At 72.2% G+C, this 21,630-nt stretch carries 15 protein-coding genes; 8 read left to right on the top strand and 7 right to left on the bottom strand.

Annotated features, from left to right (window positions below; genetic code table 11):
- Positions 1-13: 13 nt before the first annotated feature.
- A complete protein-coding gene (locus ABD747_RS23125; protein ID WP_344809111.1) occupies positions 14-2,371 on the top strand; it encodes an ATP-binding protein in 2,358 nt (785 codons plus the stop codon).
- Positions 2,372-2,455: 84 nt separating this feature from the next.
- Here ABD747_RS23125 and ABD747_RS23120 read toward each other — a convergent pair whose 3' ends face one another.
- The 4 genes from ABD747_RS23120 to ABD747_RS23105 form a co-directional block, all read right to left on the bottom strand.
- Positions 2,456-2,941 carry a pyridoxamine 5'-phosphate oxidase family protein gene (locus ABD747_RS23120; protein WP_344809109.1) on the bottom strand — a complete coding sequence of 162 codons (486 nt, stop codon included), beginning with the start codon at positions 2,939-2,941 and terminating at the stop codon, positions 2,456-2,458.
- 69 nt (positions 2,942-3,010) lie between these two features.
- Entirely contained in the window at positions 3,011-4,621 is a 1,611-nt protein-coding gene (locus ABD747_RS23115) for an acyl-CoA dehydrogenase family protein (RefSeq protein WP_344809107.1), read from the bottom strand.
- 12 nt (positions 4,622-4,633) lie between these two features.
- Positions 4,634-5,383 (bottom strand): SDR family oxidoreductase, encoded by a 750-nt coding sequence (locus ABD747_RS23110; RefSeq protein ID WP_344809105.1) that lies wholly within the window; start codon positions 5,381-5,383, stop codon positions 4,634-4,636.
- A gap of 63 nt (positions 5,384-5,446) precedes the next feature.
- Positions 5,447-6,892, bottom strand: coding sequence for an MDR family MFS transporter (locus ABD747_RS23105; RefSeq protein ID WP_344809103.1), 1,446 nt, complete (start codon positions 6,890-6,892; stop codon positions 5,447-5,449).
- Between the two features lie 264 nt (positions 6,893-7,156).
- Here ABD747_RS23105 and ABD747_RS23100 point away from each other — a divergent pair, with 264 nt between their 5' ends.
- The 3 genes from ABD747_RS23100 to ABD747_RS23090 all read left to right on the top strand — a co-directional run bounded on the left by ABD747_RS23100 (position 7,157) and on the right by ABD747_RS23090 (position 9,679).
- A complete protein-coding gene (locus tag ABD747_RS23100) occupies positions 7,157-8,353 on the top strand; it encodes a S1C family serine protease (protein WP_344809101.1) in 1,197 nt (398 codons plus the stop codon).
- Positions 8,354-8,556: 203 nt separating this feature from the next.
- Entirely contained in the window at positions 8,557-9,183 is a 627-nt protein-coding gene (locus ABD747_RS23095) for a helix-turn-helix transcriptional regulator (RefSeq protein WP_344809098.1), read from the top strand.
- Between the two features lie 133 nt (positions 9,184-9,316).
- Positions 9,317-9,679: an ArsR/SmtB family transcription factor gene (locus tag ABD747_RS23090; RefSeq protein WP_344809096.1), complete on the top strand. Its 363-nt coding sequence runs from the start codon at positions 9,317-9,319 to the stop codon at positions 9,677-9,679.
- Positions 9,680-9,931: 252 nt separating this feature from the next.
- Here ABD747_RS23090 and ABD747_RS23085 read toward each other — a convergent pair whose 3' ends face one another.
- A complete protein-coding gene (locus ABD747_RS23085; RefSeq protein ID WP_344809094.1) occupies positions 9,932-11,416 on the bottom strand; it encodes a dynamin family protein in 1,485 nt (494 codons plus the stop codon).
- Entirely contained in the window at positions 11,409-13,796 is a 2,388-nt protein-coding gene (locus tag ABD747_RS23080) for a dynamin family protein (RefSeq protein WP_344809092.1), read from the bottom strand. The genes ABD747_RS23085 and ABD747_RS23080 overlap by 8 nt, the downstream gene beginning before the upstream one ends.
- A 140-nt stretch (positions 13,797-13,936) precedes the next feature.
- Here ABD747_RS23080 and ABD747_RS23075 point away from each other — a divergent pair, with 140 nt between their 5' ends.
- Positions 13,937-15,151, top strand: coding sequence for a zinc ribbon domain-containing protein (locus tag ABD747_RS23075; protein WP_344809090.1), 1,215 nt, complete (start codon positions 13,937-13,939; stop codon positions 15,149-15,151).
- 11 nt (positions 15,152-15,162) lie between these two features.
- Here the strand turns inward: ABD747_RS23075 and ABD747_RS23070 are convergent, their stop codons facing one another.
- Positions 15,163-16,743 (bottom strand): fibronectin type III domain-containing protein, encoded by a 1,581-nt coding sequence (locus tag ABD747_RS23070; RefSeq protein WP_344809088.1) that lies wholly within the window; start codon positions 16,741-16,743, stop codon positions 15,163-15,165.
- 349 nt (positions 16,744-17,092) lie between these two features.
- On the opposite strand from ABD747_RS23070, the gene ABD747_RS23065 reads away from it, so the two are divergent.
- From ABD747_RS23065 to ABD747_RS23055, 3 genes are all read left to right on the top strand, one after another.
- Positions 17,093-18,274 (top strand): DUF4255 domain-containing protein, encoded by a 1,182-nt coding sequence (locus tag ABD747_RS23065; RefSeq protein WP_344809086.1) that lies wholly within the window; start codon positions 17,093-17,095, stop codon positions 18,272-18,274.
- Positions 18,271-20,322: an ATP-binding protein gene (locus ABD747_RS23060; protein WP_344809084.1), complete on the top strand. Its 2,052-nt coding sequence runs from the start codon at positions 18,271-18,273 to the stop codon at positions 20,320-20,322. The genes ABD747_RS23065 and ABD747_RS23060 overlap by 4 nt, the downstream gene beginning before the upstream one ends.
- A 274-nt stretch (positions 20,323-20,596) precedes the next feature.
- Positions 20,597-21,406, top strand: a complete 810-nt coding sequence (locus ABD747_RS23055) for an eCIS core domain-containing protein (RefSeq protein ID WP_344809082.1) — start codon at positions 20,597-20,599, stop codon at positions 21,404-21,406.
- Positions 21,407-21,630: the final 224 nt, after the last annotated feature.

Raw genomic sequence — 21,630 nt, 5'->3', positions numbered from 1 at the left:
CAGGGGCGAGCCGATGACCTCATTCGGCGACGAGTTGCGTCGACTCCGACGACGCTCGGGCCTGTCCCAGGAGGCGTTGGCCGAGCACGCCGGGCTCAGCACCGAAGCCATTTCGCTGCTCGAGCGGGGACGACGAACGCCGCGGATGACGACGATGCGGCTGCTGGCCGACGCGATGGGGCTCGATGCGACGGACCGCTCGCAGCTGTTCGGCACCCTCACCGAGGACCCGCCGGCCGGCTGGACGGTGCCCACCCTGGCCCAGGAGATGATCGGCCGCGACGACGACCTCGCCGGTCTCGGCCGGCTGCTGCGCCACCCGGGCGTACGGCTGATCACGGTCTGCGGCGCCGGCGGCGTCGGCAAGACCCGGCTGAGCATCGCGATCGCCGGCCAAGAGGAGGAGCACTTCGCCGACGGCGTGCGCTGGCTGCCGGTCGGCTCGTTCAGCGACCCCGACGCCTTCTTTGCGGCCGCGGCGACCACCTTGGGGGCGACCCAAACCCGCCGGTCCCAACTCGACTCGATCGTCGAGCACCTCCGTGGCACCCGGCAGCTGCTGCTGATCGACAACGCCGAGACTCTGGTCCGGGCGGTGGGCCAGCTCTGCGCCTCGATCCTGGCCAACGCGCCGGGGGTGAAGATGCTGGTCACCAGCCGGCACCAGCTGGAGATCGCCGGCGAGAGCGTGTACGCACTCCGCCCGCTCGGCGTGCCGCCGATCGGCGCGGCGGAGATCGACCTGCAGCAGCACCCCGCCAGCCGGCTCTTCCTGGAACGGGCGGGTCGGCTGGACGGCCAGGTGAACGACGCCGCCGAGGCCGCGGCGGTCGTCCGCATCTGCCGACGGCTGGACGGCCTGCCCCTCGCCCTCGAGCTCGCCGCGGCGCGGACCGGCGTGCTGACCATCCCCGAGCTGGCCGACACCCTCGACCGGACCCTCGCCATCCTCGGCCGATCGCGGGACGCCTCACTCACCGAGGAGGTCGTCGGCTGGAGCTACCGCCTGCTGACGCCCGTCGAGCAGGCCATCTTCTGCCGGCTGAGCGTGTTCACCGCCTCCTTCGATCGCGAGGACGCCGCCGCGGTCTGCGCGGTCGAGCTGAGTCAGGTCGAGGTGCTCGACGCCTTGGCGTCCCTGGTCTCCAAGTCGCTGGTGATCCGGACCGAGGACATCGGGCCCACCGCCCGCTTCCGGCTGCTGCAGGTGGTCCGCGAGTTCGCCCGGGAGCGGCTGGCGAGCTCGAACGAGGCAGACCGGGTGCGAGGCCGGCACGCGCGGCACGTGCTCGACCTGGTCGAGCGGGCAGCGAGCGAACTCACCCGGCCCGACCAGCACCGCTGGCTGGACCTGCTGGAGCGCCAGGTCACCGACGTTCGCGCAGCGGTCGGTTGGCTGACCGAGCACGCGCCCGTGCAGGCTCAGCGGCTGGTCGCGGCGAGCTGGCGCTGGTGCTACCTGCGCGGCCGGTACGCCGAGGGCCGGGCCTGGGCCGAGGCCGCGCTGTCCGCCGCACCGGGCGCCCCGCCACCGGTGCGAGCGGGAGCGCTCAGCGGTGCCGGCATGCTCGCGTTCCTGCAGTGCGACTACGAGATCGCCGGGCACCGGATCGACGCCGCCCGCACGCTCTACGCCGAGCTGGGCGACGAGGACGGCCTGGCCTGGTGCCTGGCCCGGCTGGGGTCGATCGCCCGCGAGCGGGGCGACTACCCGACGGCCCGGCGCCTCCACCTCCAGTCGCTGGCCCTGGCCGAGCGCGGCGCCAACCAGCACGAGGTCGGGGCCCAGCTGAACTATCTCGCCTTCGTCGCCTGGCTCAGCGGCGACCTGGACGAGGCGGACCGGCTGAACCAGCGTGGCCTGGAGACGATGACGTCGGTCGGCGACCGCGAGGGCACAGTCTGGGCGCTGACGAACGCCGGCATCACCGCTCGCTACCGCGACGACCTGACCGGCGCCGACCTGCTGTTGCGGCAGAGCCTGGAGCTGAGCGAGTCGATCACCTTCCGGGAGGGGATCGCGTGGGCGTACAACCAGCTCGGCGTGCTCACCCGGCTGCAGGGCGATCTGGACACGGCACAGCGGCTGCAGTCCGACAGCCTCGAGATCCATCGCGAGCTCGGCGACCGCTGGCGGATGGCGAGCGTGCTGGACGAGCTCGCCGCCGTCGCCGCGGCGACCGGGGACATGGCCGGCGCGGTCGCCCGGCTCAGCGCGGCGGACCGGTTCCGGGCCGAGATCGGCGCCCCGGTGCCGGCGGCCGAGACACCCGAGCGGGAGCGGACCGAGGAACTCTGCCGCGCGGCGCTGGGGGACGCGTTCCGCGCGTACGCCCTCGCCGGGATCGCGACGCCGCCGGAGCCGGCCTGAGCGCTCACCGCGGGAGGTGTCGCACCCGCAGCGGCCACCGGCACCGGTCGTCGCGGTGCGGGGCCGTGCTCTCGAGGGTCGGCCTCAGAGCTCGACGGACCGGTTCTCCGCGATGTCGGGCTGTTCACCCTTGACGATCGCCTTGGCGTACTTCAGCAGCACCACCGGCTTCGGGTCATCCACGTTCCAGAACTCGGCCGAGTCGGCCTCCACCCGGAGCAGGGCGACCGCCGGATCGTTTCGGCCCTGCTCGAACCAGGCCTCGGCGTAGCGGTTCCACAGCTCGTCGATGATCGCTTGGTCGCGAGACACGGAGGCGGTGCCGGCGATCGAGAGGAACCCGTCGTTCCCGACCTGCATGGCCAGGTTGACCTGGTCGTTCTCGCGGACCTGTTCGGTCTTGCTCGAGGGGTCGGCGGTGAAGAAGTACAGCCGGCCGTCGAACGGCCGGTCGAGCACGGCGAGCGGCCGGCTGACCAGCCGTCCCTCGTCGGTCAGTGTCGTCACATGGGCCACCCGAGCCTTGTCGATCAGCTCGGCGATGGTGTCGATCTCGTCCTGTGTTGCCATGCCTGGGAGCTACCCGGGGCGGCTTCGGGACAAACCGTGGGCCCCTGGGCGGCGAAGCCGAGCGCGGCGTCAGGGCAAGGCTCTCGCCAGGACCGCGTCGAGGCGCGGCAGGGCGCCCGCCGGCAGCGCCCCGAGAACGGGCGCCGGTGCGCCCAGCCGGGTCGCGCAGAACAGGTCGGCCACCGGCGCCGGGGCGAACCGGATCAGCTGCGCTGCCTGCAGCAGCACCGCCAGCAGCCGGGCCAGCTCCCTGGCCTGCTGTACGTCGGGCCGCCGCACCAGTTCGCGACAGCGCGCCACCCCGGCGTCGAAACGCGGGTCGGACCCCGCTGCCGACGCCAGCTCGGCGTCCACCGCCGCGATGGCCTCGCCGTCCCGGCCGACCGCCCGCAGCACGTCCAGCGCGATCACGTTGCCCGAACCCTCCCAGATCGAATTCAGCGGCGACTCGCGGAACAGCCGGGGCAGCCCGGACTCCTCGACATAGCCGTTGCCGCCCAGGCACTCCAGCGCCTCACCGACGACGACCCCGGACCGCTTGCAGACCCAGAACTTCGACGCCGCGACGGCCAACCGCAAGAACGCACGCTCGCCCGTGTCGACGGCGGCGGCGAGCCGGAGCATCAGCGCGGTCGCGGCCTCCACCTCCAGCTGCAGGTCGGCGAGCACCGCGCGCATCACCGGCTGGTCGATCAGCAGCGCGCCGAAGACCCGCCGGTGCCGGGCGTGGTGGACGGCCTGGACGAGGGCGGCCCGCTGCCCGGCCGCGGAGCCGATCACGCAGTCCAGCCGGGTCATGGTGACCATCTCGAGGATGGTCTTGACCCCCTGCCCGGGCTCGCCGACCGGCCAGCCGAGCGTGCCGTCGAACTCCACCTCCGACGAGGCGTTCGACCGGTTGCCCAGCTTGTCCTTCAGCCGTTGCAGCGCGAAGGCGTTGCGACCACCACCGGGCAGCACCCGCGGCACGCAGAAGCAGCTGAGCCCGGCCCCCGGCACCTGGGCCAGCACCAGGAACAGGTCCGACATCGGCGCCGAGCAGAACCACTTGTGCCCGGTCAGCCGCCAGGCACCGTCGCCGGCCGGCTCTGCCCGGGTCGTGTTGGCCCGCACGTCGGAGCCGCCCTGCTTCTCCGTCATCGCCATCCCGGCGACCAGTCCGGCCTTGCCGGCCGGGTCGCGCAGCCCGGGATCGTACCTGGTCGAGGTCAGGCCGGGCTCGAACTGCCTGGTCAGAGCCGGGTTGTGACGCAACGCGGGCAGCACCGCGTAGGTCATCGAGATCGGGCAGCCGTGCCCGGCCTCCGCCTGGCTGGTCAGGAAGAAGCCGGCGGCCCGGCGGAGATGGGCGTGCGGCTCGCCGGAGGCCCAGGGGGCGGCGTGCAGGCCCTCGCCGATCGAGAGCGCCATCAGCCGGTGCCACGACGGGTGATAGTCCACCTCGTCGATCCGGTTGCCGTAGCGGTCGTGCGTCCGCAGCACCGGCGGGTAACCGTTCGCCTCGGTCGCCCAGCGCTGCACCTGCTGGTCGCCGACCCGCCGCCCGAGGGCGCCGAGCGAGCCGAGCACGCCCTCGCCGCCGAGCCGGACCAGCCCGCCCGCCAGCGCGGCGTCGACGGCCAGCGCGTCGTAATCGACCAGCGGCGGGACCTGGTTGACGACGTCGTGGGTCGGGGCCACCGGGCGTGTGCCTCAGCCGCGTCCGACGTACGGCATCGTGGTCGCCATCACCGTCATCGTGGCGACGTTCGCCTCCAGCGGCAGGCTCGCCATGTAGACGATCGCCCGGGCGACGTCGGCCACGTCCATCCGCGCCTCGGCCCGGGTGCTGCCATCGGCCTGCAGGATTCCGGCGGCCATGCCGCTGGTCATGTCGGTGGCCGCGTTGCCGATGTCGATCTGGGAGCAGGCGATGTCGTACGGCCGGCCGTCCAGCGCGGTCGACTTGGTCAGTCCCGTGATCGCGTGCTTGGTGGCGGTGTACGGCGCCGAGCGCGGGCGCGGCGTGTGGGCCGAGATGGAGCCGTTGTTGATGATCCGGCCACCGCGCGGGTGTTGGCGCTTCATCTGCCCGAACGCCGCGCGAGTGCACAAGAACGCGCCGGTCAGGTTGACGTCGACCACGCTGCGCCAGTCGGCCAGGGTGATCTCGTCCAGGTCGCAGGCGAAGGATCCCTTGCCGGCGTTGTTGAACAGCAGATCGAGCCGGCCGTGCCGCTCGACCACCGCGGCGAACAGCGCCGCCACGTCGTCCTCGTCGGTGACGTCGGCCGGGAACGGTTCCAGGGCGAGGTCGGGATGATCGGCGGCGAGCTTCTGCAACGGGTGCACCCGGCGCCCGGCACAGGCCACCGTCCAGCCGTCCCTGGCGAGGGCGAGTGCCGAAGCGGCACCGATCCCCGAGCCGGCACCCGTGACGAGAGCGATCCTGGAGTCAGCCACGCGCCAACTCTGCCACCCGGCACCGCCGGTGAGTGGCGGGGAGGCGGGCCGGGCGCGAGGGACCTACGCAGCGTGCGTATGCGCCGGGACGGGGTTGCGCAGGAAGGCGGCGCAGACGGCCGCCACCACCGCGAACCCGGCCGCGACCAGGAACGCCAACGAGATGCCGCCGTTCAGCGCGGCGGTCTGCGACTCACCGGCGGCGACGAGGGTGGCGGCGCGGGCTGCCATCAGCATCACCAGCAGCGCGGTGCCGGCCGCCCCGGACACCTGCTGCAGCGTGGTCAAGATGGCGCTGCCGTGCGAGTACAAGTGCGGCGGCAGCGGGTTGAGGCCGCTGGTGAAGGACGGGGTGAACAAGAACGCGAGGCTCGTCATCACGCCGATGTGCAGCACCAGCAGCAACCAGATCGGCGTGGTCGCGGTTACCGTGCTCAGCCCCAGCAACGCGCCGACCAGCACCACCCCGCCGGACGCCGCCAGCACAGGAGGCCCGAAGCGGTCGAGCAGCCGGCCGACGATCGGACCGAGCACGCCCATCACGACGCCGCCCGGCAGCACCAGCAACCCGGTCTGCAGGGAGGTCAGCCCGCGGATCGTCTGCAGATAGATGGGGAGCAGGATGACCGAGCCGAACAGCGCGATCATGGCGATGCAGAGCACCACCACGGCGAGCTTGAACATCCGGTAGTCGAAGGCCCGCAGGTCGAGCAGCGGGCTGCGCTCGGTCCGGGCCAGTGCCTGCTGTCGCAGCCCGAAGGCGATCAGGCAGAGCACGCCGACCACCAGGCTGACGATGCCGAGCGCGATCCCGTCCGGATCGGTCAGATTGCTCAGCCCGAAGACAAGGCCGCCGAACGCCGGCACGGTGAGAATGACCGAGATCACGTCCAGCCGCTGCTCACCGGGCTCGCCGACGTTGACCAGCCGGACCGCGCCGTAGGCCAGCACGGCCAGCGCGATCGGCAGCACGGCGACGAACATGAACCGCCAGGAGAAGTACTCCAGGATCAGCCCGGAGACCGTCGGGCCGAGCGCCGGGGCGACCGAGATGACCAGGCCGATGTTGCCCATCACCACGCCGCGGCGCTCGACCGGAACCAGGTTGAGGATCGTGGTCATCAGCAGCGGCAGCATCGTCGCGGTGCCGCAGGCCTGGATGATCCGGGCGATCAGCAGCACCCAGAAGCCGGGCGCCAGCGCGGCCAGGGTGGTGCCGATGCAGAACAGGCCGAGGGCGAGGACGTACACCGTCCGGGTGGTCAGCCGCTGCAGCAGGAAACCGGTGGTCGGGATCACCACGGCCATGGTCAGCATGAACGCGGTGGACAGCCACTGCGCGGTGTTCGCGCCGATCTGCAGATCGATCATCAAGGTCGGAAGCGCGACACTCATGATCGTCTCGTTCAGGATGACGACGAACGTGGCGACCAGAAGCGTCGCGATGACGTTCCGGTCCCGTTTCGACATCCGGCCGGACTGGGCCGTCTCGGTCGTTGTGGTGGTCATCTGAACTCCTGCGTACGTGTGGTGCGTGCCTGGCGGTGGAGGCGACTCGCCATCGGGTCACCCGCCGGCCGGGCCAGAACGAACTCCTCCGACAGCGTCTGCCGGCCGCGCCCTATTCCGACCCGGGAGAAGACACTTCCTCATCGGCCTCGACCGGGCAACCGGTTATCGGTCGGCTCGGGCGACCGAAAAGCCGGGCGCGGACGCCGGTGTGGACCGACAATCAGTACGATCGGCCGCAGTCGAGGGCCGCAGGAGGATGTCGTGCAGATCCGTGCCCGCAGGTTCGCGATCGCCGCGTGCGCGGCCGTGCTGCTGCCCACCGCCGCCGGCTGCGTCAAGCTCGGGTCCGATCAGCCGCCGATCGTGCTGCCGACGTTGACCAGCCGCCCGACTGCGTCCCCGAGCCCGCAGACCAAGACCGACGACCAGGTGCTGGCCGACAGCCGCAACGCGATCGTCCGGATCGAGGGCGTCGACTGCGCGGGGACGTACTCGACGGGCAGCGGGTTCTTTTTCCAGCCGGGCTTCGTGGTCACCGCCTACCACGTGGTGAAGGAGCAGCAGGCGCCGGCGGTGCGGACGCTGTCCACCCGGGCCGGCGACGAGCACGTCTTCGCGGCTCAGGTCGTCGGGCACAACGACGCCGCCGACATCGCGGTGCTTCGGCTCGACGACGTCGGCGCCGAGTCGCTGACGATCGCCGACGCGGACCCGGCCGTGAACACCAGCGTGTTCTCGATCGGCTACCCGGGCGGTCTGCCGATCAACCTCGAGACCGGGCGGGTCACCGGAGTCGACCAGGACGCGGTGGTCAGCGACGGGGACGACCGCCGGCCGCTCAGCGGCGCGGTGCGGTTCACCGCGGCACCCGGCGCGGGTACCAGCGGCGGGCCGCTGCTGGACGCTACCGGCGCGACGGTCGGTCTGGTCGACACCGGCACGGCCGCCGACCAGATCCACTTCGCGGTGCCGGCGACGCTGGTGAAGAAGATCGCCGAGGCTGCCGCGGCCAGCCCGGAGGACCGGTCGGCCAAGGGGTGCGAGCCACCGGATGAGAACTCGCTGGTCGAGGTCGAGAGCTCTCAGCCCGACGCACCCGGCATCGCCACCACCGTCCGGGCGTACGTCGAGGGCATCAACGCCGGCAATCAGGTGGTGGACCGCAAGTCCGGGGAGACCGGGTTCGAGCAGGCCTATCGGCAGCTGAGCGGGTCGCGGCTGACGAAGTACCCGACACTGCAGAAGTTCATCGGCGCCCACCGGCAGCAGATCAGCGACGTACACATCACCTCGGTCAGCTATGTCGACGACACCAGCGACAAGGTGCGGCTGCGCTACGACTACGTCAACGACGGGCAGTCCTCCTGCCGGACCCGCAGCATGGAGTATGCGATGAGCATCGCCACCGGCGCCTGGACGTTTGCCGACCAGAAGGTCCTCGACACCAAGTCCTGCTGAGCGCCCTTTCGGGCAGACCTTGCTGCCCCCGCCGGCGCCCTCGGGAGGTCCGGTGAGGCACCCCGCGCGCGGCGCGGTGCATCGTTGTTGAGCCGGCGTTGAGGGCTGGAGTCCCGGACCCCGGCCGGCGTTGACGGCTCGATGAGCGATCGGGCGCATCGTGGTTCCCGAAAGCGCACGAACCAGACCTCCGGAGGGCAGCCGTGAGTCAACCGATCGCCACCTACGTGTACGGCATCGACCCGATCTCCCAGGCGGGGGTGATCAGCCAGTTGAAGAGCCGGCCGGAGGTGCGGATCGTGCCGGAGGCCGACCGGACCACCGCGACGGTCGCTGTGCTGGTGGCCGACGCCGTCGACGCCGGCACCGTCCGGCTGCTGCACGGCCTGCGCCGCGACGGCCTGGTCCGGCTGGTGCTGGTGGCGACCACGGTCGACGACGCCGCGCTGGTCGCGGCGGCCGAGGCCGGCGTCGGCGGGCTGCTGCGGCGGACCGACGCAACCGCCGACAGCCTGGTCCGCACGATCGAGCGGGTGGCCTGCGGGCAGGGCGACGTGCCCGCGGATCTGCTCGGGCGGCTGCTGGAGCAGGTCGGCCGGCTGCAGCGGCAGGTGCTGGCCCCGCGCGGGCTCACCTTCAGCGGTCTGACCCCGCGCGAGACCGAGGTGCTGAGGCTCGTCGCCGATGGTCACGACACCTCCGAGATCGCGGCGAAGCTGTCGTACAGCGAGCGGACGGTGAAGAACGTGCTGCACGACCTGAACACCCGGCTGCAGCTGAAGAACCGCTCGCACGCGGTGGCGTACGCCGTCCGCGAAGGGCTGATCTAGGCTCGTTCGTCCCGCGACCTCTCCGACGACTTCCTCAGACCAGGACCCGCTCGGGCTCGCGAACAACTGTCGAAGTGAGATGACTCACGTTGCTCGCGGGCGTCGAGCGGCCGCGAGCGAGCACAATGAGGGGGTGATCCCGGAGCCGACGCAACCGCAGCTGGACGTGGCGGCCCGGACGTTCGCGCTGCTGAGCACGCCGGCCCGGCTCCACCTGGTCGCGCTGGCGGCCACCGGTGAGTACGACGTCAGCACCTTGTCCGAGCGCGCCGGCATCTCCATCGCCACGGCGAGCCAGCACCTGTCCAAGCTCCGGCTGGCCGGCATCATCAGCGCGCACCGGGACGGCAAGCGGTTGTTCTACGTCTGCGACGACCCGCATGTGCTGACCCTGGTGCACCAGATCTTCGAGCACATCGCCCCCGACGGCAGCCTCGCCCCCGACCCGCCGATGCCCACCCTGCCGGTGGTCACCCGGCCACACTCGCACCGCTGATCCCTGCTGCCCGCCACTCCGGCCCGCTCGATCCCCCTCGCCGGCGCTTCACACCCCTCACTGCTGCCCCACACCCCGAGCAGAGGGTGCGAAGCGTCAGTCAGCTGTGTGAAGCGGTGCCGTGGACCGGGGCTGGGGTGGTGGCGTCGGCCAGGGTAGGCGGCGGCCAGGGTGGGCCGTCAGGGCGAGGCGTCCGCCGGGAGTCTGGAGGGGTACGGCCGGATGGGCGCGGCGCGGGACGTGCGGGAAGGGTCAGCTGGGGACCGGGGTGTAGGCCGCGACCAGGCCCTCAAGGGTTCGGGTGGCGGCGCGGGCGGCCATCTTGAGCTGGCGGCTCGACAGCGGGTGCTCGGCCAACCGCTGCCAGGTCAGCAGCGAGTCCAGCGCGCTGGCTCGGATCTCCTCGCCCGTCGCGTCGTCCGGCAGGCCGAGCCGGGCGCTCGCGCTGTGCCCGCTGCCGCCCAACAGCCGATCGAGCTCGTCGATCCGCTCGGGACGTACCTCGATCGAGCCGGACCGCAGCGCGCTGAGCAGCCGCACCTCCTCGAACTCGTGCGTGCTGGCCGAGAGCTGCTCGGCCGCGGTCTGCAGCGCGTCCCGGTCGGCGCACCCGTCGTTGCGGAGTACGTCGGCCAGCACCGCCATCGCCGAGCGCGCCTTCAGCACCCGGCTGCGCTGCTCGAACTGGCGGGTCAGCACCGAGCGCAGCCGGTCGAGCCCGCTGCGCTGGATCAGCTCGTCGGACAGCTCGATCGCCGACGTGACATAACCGGCGCGGATCAGCTCGACCGACATCCGTACGCCGAACAGACCCATCCGATCCATCAGGTGTTCGCGCTCGATCTCGGTCAGCAGCACCCCGCTCGAGCGGTGCAGGAACCGGTCCGCGGTCAGCAGCAGCTGCTCGACCTCGGACCGCTCCGACCGGGCCAAGGTGGCGAGCATGGCGTACTCCACCTCGCGCAAGGTGGTGGCCGCGAATGCCAGCAGCCCGTTCACCGGCACGATCACCGGGCAGAGCCGGCGCAGCCGCGGATCCGCCTCGTAGCGCCGGGCGATCCGGTCCGCGGTCTCCATCGCGTCCAGCCGGCAGGCCCCGATCTCGTCGGCCCGGGACAGCACGCCGACCGAGTTCATCGGAGTGCCGTGGGCCAGCTCGTCGTCGTGGAAGGACTCCAGGAACCGGACGTCGCTGGCGTGGGTGTGCCGCATCAGATACAGCACGGCGTCGGCGACCGGCACCCGCCCGTCGTCGGCGGCCAGCACCCGCTGCGTCCGCGCCGAGATGTCCGCGGAGATGGACGCGATCCCGGGCGTGTCCAGGATGGTCAGCTCGCGCAGCTTGCTGGTCGGCCAGTCCACCTCGATCCGATCGACCTCACCGGCCTCCAGCTCGCCGAGGTCGACCTCCAGCGCTCCGGACTCGCGCGACCACGGGCGGATGACTCCCTCGTCCCGCTCCTGCGGGAAGACGGTCACCTGCGGCGTCGTACCTTCCCGATACCAGGTGACGATCTTGGTGCACTCGCCGGCATCGGTCGGGGCCAGCTCGTCGCCGAGGATCGCGTTCAGCAGGGTCGACTTGCCGGCCTTCACCTTGCCGGCGATCGCCAGCCGAAGCGGGCCGGCCAGCCGATCGCGGGCATCGACCAGCCGCAGCCGTGCGTCTTCGGTCCGTGCCCCGCTCGCCGCCCGGTCCAGCAGCGCGGTCAGGTTGTCGACCAGCGGGTCAGCCACGGGCGCCGACCGCCTCGCGCGCACCCGAGACCGGCGTCGAGGTGGCGTCCGCAACCTCCCGCGCGGCTGCCCGGACCGACTGCAGCTGGTCCTCCCGTTCGGCCAGCTCTCGCTCCCGGGCCGCCAGCTGCGCCTCGTCCAGCTCGCTGAGCTTGCGCGCCGCCTCCATCGCCTCGAAGGCGGACCGTTCCAGCTGCATCGCGCGGGTCTGGAAGTCGTCGCGAAGGTGTCGCTGGGTCTGTCGCAGGATGTCGCGGGTCTCCTTGTTGATCAAGAACGCGACGTCGTCGACGAACCGCCGCGCGGCGGCCTTGGCCTGCTGCTGGCGGTACGTCCGCTGCCGCTTCCGCTCGTCCCCGATCAGCTTCTTGCCGATGCCGGTGCCGAGAGCGAGCGAGAGCCCTGCCATCGCCACGATCACGATCGGACCGACGCCCAGCAGGTGGAGCCCGACGGAGCCGACGATCACACCGGTCCGGCCGGCGAACAGCAGCGGCGCGAGCTTGCCGCCGGGCATCGCCAGCGACGACGCCGGCGCGAGCACGACCGAGTCGACGTCGGCGGTCTGCGCGGCCGGCAGTACGAGCTTGGTTCCCTTGGGCAGCTGGAAGTGGTCGGCGACGTCCTCGGCCAGGTCCTCGGCCCGCTCCGCCAGCAGGTCACGGTTGGCCATCGTGACGATCGCGATCTGCCGCCGCAGCCAGACCTCGGTGTCTTCCCAGGTGTCCTTCGGGTCGCCGGAGTCGATCACCTCCTCGACGTCGTGGATGACGGTCCGCAGCCGCTGCTGCAGGTCGTGCTCGACGTCGGAGACGAGATCCTGGATGCCGTCGGAGAGGGTGGTCTGCCAGGTCGCCAGCGGGTGGATCAGCCGCTTGGCCTGCTCCTGGACCCGGTCGAGCTCCTTGACCACCTCCTCGGTGGACTCAGGTGCCTCGATCACCGCACGCTCGGCCGCCGACTGCTGCTCGAGCTGGCTGGCGACGAACTCCACCTCGACCGCGGCTGTCTTCGCCGCGGCCTGCCGGGACTTGGCGACGACGTCGCGGGCGAGGAACGCGACCAGGTCGGCGAAACCGGACTCGGCGTTCAGGTCGGGATCCTGGGCTGCCCGCAGCCGCAGGAACGAGGACACCGCGATGATCGGCAGGTCCAGCCCGGCGTTGCTCAGGTGCTTCCGGTCGAGCTCGACGATCCGCCGCCAGTGCGGGTACAGATCGATCTTGGTCACCACCACCGCAGTGGTCGGGCAGCGCTCGACCGCGGTCTTCAGGAAGCTCAGCTCCGGCGCGGTCAGCTCCTGCGCCGCGTCGGTCACGAACACGACGCCCCGGGCGAATCGCAACGCTCCCAGAGTGAGGAAGCCGTGCGCGGAGTCCAACCCACCCACACCGGGGGTGTCGACCAGCGCCAGACCGGTCCGCAACATCCGGTGCGGCAGCCCGACCTCGACCACCCGGTCCCGTTCGGGATCGGCCGGGTCCGCCTCCTCGGTGACCAGCAGGTCGATCTCGCCGAGCGGCCGCTCGCGCTCCTCGATCCGGTCCTCCTCGTCGGTCCGGACGTACGTCGTCACCTTCGGGGCCGGCGCATAGCGCACGATGGTCGGCACCGCCGTCACCACGTCGGCGTCCACCGGGCAGACCGCGCGCTGCAGCAGCGCGTTGATCATGGTGCTCTTGCCGACCTTGAACTGGCCGCAGAAGACGACCTGGACCTGCTCGGTGGCCAGCCGCTCCTTCGTCTCGTGCAGATGCTGGTCCAGGTCGGTACGTCCTTGGCTGGCCGCGATCTCCCGGCCCGCGTCGATCGCGGCGATGATCTCCTGCACGCTCGCCCCCGGGTCGCCGGGACGCACGGCCGGTCTGACGACCGGCTTGGACCGGGCGACCGGCCGCTCGGCGGGCGCTGGAGCCTCGGCCTCAGCCTCGGCCGCGGCCTCGGCCGCGGGCACCGGCACCGGCACCGGCACCGGTTCGGGCGGGCGCTCGGGCTCGGGCTCGGGCCAGACGACACGCGGGGGCTGCGGCTGCGGCTCCGGCTCCGGCTCCGGCTCCGGCTCCGGCTCCGGCTCCGGCTCCGGCTCCGGCTCCGGCTCCGGCTCCGGAGGGACGATCTCAGGCTCGACCACCGCCGGCGGCACGACCTGCTCGGCTGCGGGCGGCTCGACGTCCGGCGGCTCGATGACCGGCTCGGGTTCGGGCGCGGCCGGCTCAGATGTTCGTGAGCCGAGCGCGCTGGCGAGATCGCCCGAGGATCGCCGGCGCCGCTGCGACCGGGGCACCGGCTCGGGCTCGTCCCATTGCAGGAAGTGATTGCACGCGCTGCAGAACACCGCACCCGAGTCGTTCTCGGTGCCGCAATTCGCGCAGGTGATCACGTCTCAATCCTGAGGGTCGCGGGCCCGGCAGGCACGGTGATTATCTACCGCGGTCCGGTGTTACCGGGCAGGTTAGCGCGCGACATCGCCGGCACGGGAAGCGGAGTACACCCGATTTAGCCTCGACGCGGGGATGCAGCGTGCCGCAGACTGGCACCCGAGGTGACGGGTCCGCCGCGACGAGGAAGGTGGCATCGGGCGACGTGATCTGCGAGGACTGCGGCGAGACGAACAAGCCCGGCACGGAGTTCTGCATCGCGTGCGGGGCCTATCTGGGCTGGCAGGCGCAGCCCGCTTCGCCGAGCGCAAACGAGGTCACTCAGCCGATGCAGGCCGCTCCGGCGGCTCGATCGGCGGCGCCGGCGGCAGCCGCGGCGACCGGGTCGGCTCCGACCACGAGCCCGCCCGCCCGGACGCCGGCCGGTCCACCCGCCCGGCCGGCCGCACCACCTCGGCAGCCCCTCCCCGGTCCCGGCATCCAGCCCGCCCCGCCCCAGCAGCAGTCGCCGGCGGCGGGATACCCGGCGGCAGACGCCACCGTCGCCGCCCCGGTCGAGGCGGCCGCGACCGGCTGTCCCAGCTGCGGACGTACGGTCGAACCGGGCCGCCGCTTCTGCGGCCATTGCGGCCACCAGCTGATCATGCCCGGCGGGGCCGCCGTGCCGGCCGCGCGACAACCGACGAAGCGCGATACCTGGTGGAGCCGGCTGTGGGACAGCAAGGACCGCGCCGCCCGGCGGGCCTTCCGGCGCAACCTGCCCCCGCTGTATCGCTGGCGGCGACTGGTGATCATCGTGCTGTCCCTGGCCCTCGTCGCCGGCGGGCTCACCCTGCTGCGCCACAGCCCGAAGTCGTTGGTGATGTCGGGCTACTACAACATCAAGAAGACCGTCGTACAGGTCCAGCCGGTGAACGCGCGGACGATCCCGGCCGGGCAGTCGGCCGGCGGAACGGACCCGTCGGCCCTGGTGGACAACACCAAGGGCGCCTGGCTGATGACCTGGAACGCTCAGACCAAGGGCACACCGTGCGGCACCCCGCCGACCACACCGGTGATCGAGTTGTGGTTCGACCCCATCCGCGTCCGCCGGCTCGACGTCTGGCCAGGGCTGGCGAAGGAGGACCCGAGCCGGCTGCTGCAATATCGACCGAAGCAGATCTGGGTCGCCTACGGCGACCACTGCCAGTCGTTCCCGATCGCGAACGTCGAGAGCGTGCAGCTTCCGCTCGACACCAAGGTCCCGGTCGGCTCGATCCGGATCGGGGTCGAATCGGCCTGGCCCCCGGATCAGACCCCTGGGCAGGACGTGCTCGGCTTCTCCGAGATCCGGGTGCAGGCGAGGCCCCGGACCTGAGGCCAGCCGGACTACGGCTCCAGCTGGACCGGAAGGCAGCTGGACTGGACCTCGAACATGGGCGCACAGTTCGCCTGCACCTGCTCGCGCGTGTCGAACGGCCCGGTGTAGAGGATCCAGGTCGGGCTGCCCAGCGGAACCGGCGTGGCGGCCCTCGGGAACGTCTCGTTCGTCCCGACCCCGGCGACCACATTCTTCGCCTGGAGTGCCGCGCGCTTGCCTTCGACATAGCTCTGCGGCGTCGTACTGATCGGCCACAGGCCGACCCCGTACCACTTGGTCTTCACGGCGGTCGCGGTGCCGGGAGTCGTCGGCGTGCTGGACGCCGGCGACCCCTGCGGCGACGTGACCGGCGCGCTGCTCCCGGGCGGTGGCGGTGGCGGTGGCGGTGGCGCGGTCCCGCCCGCTGAGCTCGGTCCACCGGATGTGCTCGGCCCGCCCGTGGCCGGCGGCGACGATGCGCCATCGGTCGGCTGGCCGGACGTGCTCGGGCTCGCGCTGGTTCCCGCGGCGGGCAGCTGTGCGCAGGCGTCGTCGGAGAACGGGCCGGGCGTCGCGCCGCGCTTGGCGCTGACCTTGAAGCAGACCTTCGTCCCGGCGGCGAGGTCGCCGACGGTCGTGCCCGTATCGGTGCCGGGAACGTCCCTACTGCCCTTCTGGCCGCCGTTCTCGAGCACCTGGACGACCGTGTAGCCCTGGACGTCCGGCACAGCGTCCCATTGCACGTCGACAGACTCCGCGGTGGCCGGCACCACCTTGACGTTCTGCGGCTGCGCCGGCGGCCCGAGCTCTTGGAACGTGGCCTGAGCCGGCGGCGGCCGAGTCAGCGCCCAGGCGATGCCACCGCCGACCGCCAGCAGCGAAAGGGCCGCGATCATCACCGCCCCGCGGCTCACGATCGGTTTCTGATTGAAGGCTCCGTCGACCGTCGGCCGGTCGGGCGTCCCGCCGTAGGGCAGCGCCGGTCCCTGCTGCGGCGCCGCCCCGGCCTGCTCGCCGGTGACGGTGAACGGCAGCCGCAACTGGGTGCCGCGCAGGAAGGGCTTCTTGGTCTTGACGAAGACCATGGCCTTGGCGGTGCCGCCCAGCGGCAAATCGACCACCTCGGGTTTGATCATGAACCCGAGGGCGTCGTCCGGGTTGGTCGCGGTCAGCGTGATCTTGGCCGGTGAGTTGCCCCAGTTGCTCAGCTCGACCACGTGCCGGCCGTTCCAGCGGCCCGCCGAGTTGACCGGCACCAGCTTCGCCTGCAGCCCGAAGACCTTGCCGATCTCCAGGTCGCCCTCGACCACCGCACTCGCGTCGGCGTCCTCGGTGGAACAGACCCGGATCCCGAACGGCCAGGTCCCGCCGGGGGCGCCGGTCCCGCCGGGCGGGCTGAACACGATGACCGCGTTGCCGTCCTGCTTGGGATAGATCGAGACCTCCGGCGGCAGCGCCTCGCCCCAGCCGGACACCCCCTCGCCGACCACCTCGATCCGGTAGCCCTCGACGATGGTCCCCGGGTTCGTGATCTTGATCCCGACCGAGACCTGACCGCCCGGCTCGACCGACAGCCGATCGCTGTCGAGGTAGACGATCGGGTCGGTCACGCGGTCAGCATAGAACCGGGCAGCGTACGACGGCAGGTTGATTTCCGGCCGACCGGACCGGCTCGCCCGGGTCTTGCCACGGCCCTGGACGGGCCACCTACCCCGCCTCGGTGCCACTTCGCTCGCCTTCCTGCTACTTCGCGCGTGGTCCTTCACGCGCGAAGCGCGGTGAAAGCGAGCGAAGTGGCCTTACGGGGTGCCGAGCGGGTCGCATGGGCGCCGGTCGAACTCGCCGGGCCAAGCACGCGCCGCGCAAACCACGCGCTGCCCGATCGGGCAGCAGGGGCTGCCCCCGAAAGTGGTCGCTCGCCCGGTGCCGCGAGCGGGGACATACCGGCACACTGCTGGGGTGATCCACGAGGTGGACTCGGCGCTGCGCACGTTGATCGAGCGCGAGGCGACCGGTACGCGTGACGTCGAAATCGTCTTCGACGCGCCGACCCGCGAGTGGGCGGGCCGGCGCAACTCGCCGACCATCGACGTCTATCTGTACGACATCCGCGAGGATCTGCGCCGGCGCGAGCGCGGCATGCACAACGTCTACGAGAACAACGTGGTCGTCTCCCGGCACCTGCCGCCGCGACACTTCAAGTTGTCCTACCTGGTCACCGCCTGGACCCAGCGGCCGGAGGACGAGCACCGGCTGCTTTCCTCGCTGCTCACCTGCTTTCTGCGCTACGACGCGCTACCGGCCAACGTGCTGACCGGACCGCTGACCGAGCTCGGCCTGCCGATTCCGATCACCATCGCGCTACCGCCGCCGGAGGACCGGGCGTTCGCGGACGTCTGGTCCGCGCTCGGTGGCGAGCTGAAGCCGTCGATCGACCTGGTCGTGATCGCGCCGCTCGACACCGGCCAGAGCTTCCACACCGGTCCGCCGGTGTCGGTCCCGCCGACGATCGACCTGGGTGGCTCGAACGGCTGGCCGTCGCGCGAGTCCAAGAGCGGGCTGAACGGCTACCAGACGCCGGCGTCGTGGCAGGCCGGGCACGGCGGGCTGGTGCTGGCCGGGCGGGCGGGCGATTCGGCCGACGGCGACGACGGCAATGCCGCAGACGAGCCCGATGCCGGGACCGCGACCGGTGGTCGCCGCCGTGGCCGCGGCGCCAAGGCCGCTGGCGGCGAGGAGCCGGCGGAGGCGACCGGCGGGCAGGCGGGGGCGACCGGCGGCCAGGCGGGGGCGCGTGGATCCCGTGGCAAGGCCGCCGGCGGCGGATCCCACGCCGCGGGCACCGACCAGGACGGCGCGGCCGAAGCCGAGGCCGGCGGCGGTCCGAGCGCCTGGGCCGTCGCGACCAGCTGGGCTGATGCGATGGCGCCGCTCGGGTCGTCCGAGGCCGGGCCGGTGGCGCCGCCGCCCGCGAGCGGGCAGCCCGGCGGAACGGGCGGGACGGGCGGCTCCGGGTCCGGCGCCTCGGCCGGCGGCCGCGCGACCGGCACGACCAGCACCGCGGGCAAGTCCGCGACGGGCGGTCGGCCCGGGCCCCGGGTGGCGATGACCCGCGTCCGGCAGACGAAGAAGAAGCAGTGACCACACCCGACCTCGCCTATCTGCTCGGTCGGGCGCAGCTGGTCGAGACTCGGGTCCGCGCGTTGGTGGCCCAGCGCCGGGTCGGCGATCCGGCCCCCGACGACCCCTTCCGTGGCCTGTACGTCAGCGAGGAGACCGTCGACCAGCTGCTCGCGACCGCACCGCCGGAGACGCATCCGCTGGCCAGCGATGCACGGGCCGCACTGGAGTCCGACGCCGACGCGGCCGAGGCGACCGGCAGCGTGCTGCGGCTCCGCCGACTGGCCCGGACCGCCGGGCTCGGCCCCCTGGACATCGAGCTGCTGCTGATCGCGCTGATGCCCGATCTGGACAGCCGGTTCGAGCGGCTGTACGGCTATCTCAACGACGACGTCACCCGGCGCCGAGCCTCGGTCGGGCTCGCCCTGCAGCTCGCCGGCGAGTCGACCATGACCGCGGCGGCGCGGGCCCGGCTCGAGTCGAGCCGGCCGCTGATCCGGCGCGGCCTGCTGGTCGTGGAGGACGCCGAGCGGCCGTTCCTCACCCGCGGTCTCCGGGTGCCGGACCGGGTCGGCGCCCACCTGCTCGGCGACGATGCGCCGGCCGCCGGCCTGGCCGGTCTGATCGACGACGTCGCGCCCTATCCGGCGCCGGTCGCCGCGCAGCTCGGCCGGGCGCTGGCCTCCGGCGTACGACTGATCCACCTGCGGGAGAAGGTGGTGGGCACCGGGTCGGCAATCGGAGTGGCCGCGCTGACGGCGGCGGGGATGGGCGCGCTCACGCTGGACCTGAGCCGGCTGACCGGGATCGCCCCGGCCGATGCGACCGCGCTGGCCGACCTGGCGATCCGGGAGGCACTGCTGATCGGAGCCGGCCTCGTCGCCGGCCCGGTCGAGGCGCTGGCCGAGGCGGGACCGGAGCCGCTGCACCGGCTGACGGCGGCGGACGTACCCGTGCTGTTGGTCGGCTCGACCACCTGGGATCCGCAGTGGTCCAGCGAGGGCCCGATCCTGGCGGACGCGCCGGTCCTCGGCGGACGGGAGCGGTTGGCGCTGTGGGAGCGTGAGCTCGGGCCGCACGACCCGTCGCTGGATCCGGCGTCGCTCGCCGTCCACCTGGCCCTCGGCCCCGGGCAGGTACGCAAGGCCGTCCGGGCGGCCGAGGCCTCGGCCCGGATGAGCGGCGGACCGCTGTCGGCCGACGACCTGCGCCGCGGCGTACGGGCGCAGAACGCGGCGGGGCTGGAGCGGCTCGCGCGCCGGATCGAGCCAGAGGTGTCCTGGGACGACCTGGTGCTCGCGCCCACGGTGCTGCGCGGGCTGAAGGAGGTCGCCGCGCGGGCCCGGCACCGCGACACAGTGCTCACCGACTGGCGGATGCGGCGCGGCGGCGGCCGTGGCCACGGCGTCACCGCGCTGTTCGCGGGCGACTCCGGCACCGGCAAGACCATGTCCGCCGAGGTGATCGCCGCCGACCTCGGGCTCGACCTCTATACGGTGAACCTGGCGACCGTCGTCGACAAGTACATCGGCGAGACCGAGAAGAACCTCGAGCGGATTTTCGCCGAGGCCGGCGGGGTCAATGCCGTGCTGTTCTTCGACGAGGCGGACGCGATCTTCGGCAAGCGCAGCGACGTCCGCGACGCCCATGATCGTTACGCCAACATCGAGAGTGCCTACCTGCTCCAGCGGCTGGAGACCTTCGACGGGCTCGCCGTGCTGGCGACCAACCTGCGGGCGAACATCGACGAGGCATTCACTCGCCGGCTGGACGCGATCCTCGACTTCCCCGAACCCACCCCGGAACTGCGCCGGTCGCTGTGGCAGCGCTGCCTGGCCCCGCCGCTGCCGCTGGGCGACGACATCGACTACGACTTCTTGGCCGCGTCCTTCGACTTCGCCGGCGGCAACATCCGGTCCGCCTCGACCACGGCCGCCTACCTCGCCGCCGCCGACGGCTCTCCGGTCGTCATGCTGCATCTGGTGGCCGCCGTCGAGCAGGAGTATCGCAAGCTCGGCCGGCTCGTGCTGGAGCGCGAGTTCGGTCGCTACTACTCCGAGATCGCCTGATCCCGCCGGCTCGACCGCCCGCGCCACCGACTTCGCGCGACTCCAGCCCACTCCGCGCGTCGAGCTTCACGAGCGACGTGGGTCGAAACCGAGCGAAGTCGGCGGACCGCGCGCGAAACGGGCGGGAGCCGAGCGGCGCGCGCCGCACGCGTGCCGGAGGCGGCTTGCCCGTTCGGGCAACCCGAGGTGCGCGTACGTCCCCACTCGCGGCCCTGTTCCGGGGCCGGATCGCGTGCGACCCTGGAGTGGTCGCACAGCTAGCGGAGGTCGAGTCATGCACGAGCATTCGTACGACGAGCGGGTCGATTCGCTGCGTCCCAAGGCATCCCGGATCGATGAGGAGACCGGCTCCCACGCGGCCAAGGCCGCCGCGGCCGGCCGCACCGACGCGCTCGGCGCGGACGACATCCTCGGCCTGCAGCGCTCGGTCGGCAACGCCGGCGTGACGGCGCTGATGGAGGAGGAGCGCTCCCCGGTCCACGACGTCGTCTCCTCCGGCGGCCGCCCGCTGGAACCCGAGGTCCGCGCCGACATGGAGGGGCGGATGGGTCACGACTTCAGCGACGTCCGGGTGCACGACGACTCGGCCGCAGCGGCCTCCGCGTCAGCCGTGAACGCGCACGCGTACACCGTCGGGTCGAACATCGTCTTCCAGCGCGACAAGTACGATCCGTCGTCGGCCGAGGGCAAGACGACCCTGGCGCACGAGCTGACCCACGTGGTGCAGCAGCGCAGCGGGCCGGTGGACGGCACCTCCGCGCCCGGCGGGATCAAGGTGAGCGATCCGTCCGACCGGTTCGAACGGGAGGCCGCGGCGAACGCCGACCGGGTGATGGCCGGCCCGTCGCCGGTCCAGACCCTGAGCGCCTCCGGGCCCGCGGTGCAGCGCGAGGAGGCCGAGGAAGAAGAGGTCCAGGGCCTGTTCGTCCAGCGCCACGGCGGCGACGACCATGATCACGAGGATGCCGTGCAGGGCCTCTTCGTGCAGCGCGAGGGCGAGGCACCGGAGGAAGAAGAGGAAGCCGTGCAAGGGAGTTTCGTCCAGCGAGAGGCGGCCGAGGAAGAAGAAGAGGTGCCCGCCTGAGCTTCCGCATGTCGGGGATCCAGCATGGATTTACGTCGACAGGAGGAAGGCGTGTCCCCTACGGTCGGATGGTGACGACGCAGGTCGTCTCGGGGGTAAGGCGTACGGGCGCTGGCGCGCGCTCACGCTCCGTTCGACGGGTGGTCGGCTTCTGCGCCGCTCTGCTCATCGCCGCTTTCGCCATCGCCGTCTCCCCCGCAACCCAGGTTCCGGCCCGGGCCGAT

The sequence above is a fragment of the Microlunatus ginsengisoli genome (assembly GCF_039537205.1).
Classification (GTDB): domain Bacteria; phylum Actinomycetota; class Actinomycetes; order Propionibacteriales; family Propionibacteriaceae; genus Microlunatus; species Microlunatus ginsengisoli.
This window is presented reverse-complemented; position numbering and strand designations above follow the sequence as displayed.

Coding starts and splice junctions, on each gene's coding strand:
- ABD747_RS23125 (WP_344809111.1), top strand. CDS start 14: ATGACCTCATTCGGCGACGAGTTGCGTCGACTCCGACGACGCTCGGGC.
- ABD747_RS23120 (WP_344809109.1), bottom strand. CDS start 2,941: ATGGCAACACAGGACGAGATCGACACCATCGCCGAGCTGATCGACAAG.
- ABD747_RS23105 (WP_344809103.1), bottom strand. CDS start 6,892: ATGACCACCACAACGACCGAGACGGCCCAGTCCGGCCGGATGTCGAAA.
- ABD747_RS23055 (WP_344809082.1), top strand. CDS start 20,597: ATGCACGAGCATTCGTACGACGAGCGGGTCGATTCGCTGCGTCCCAAG.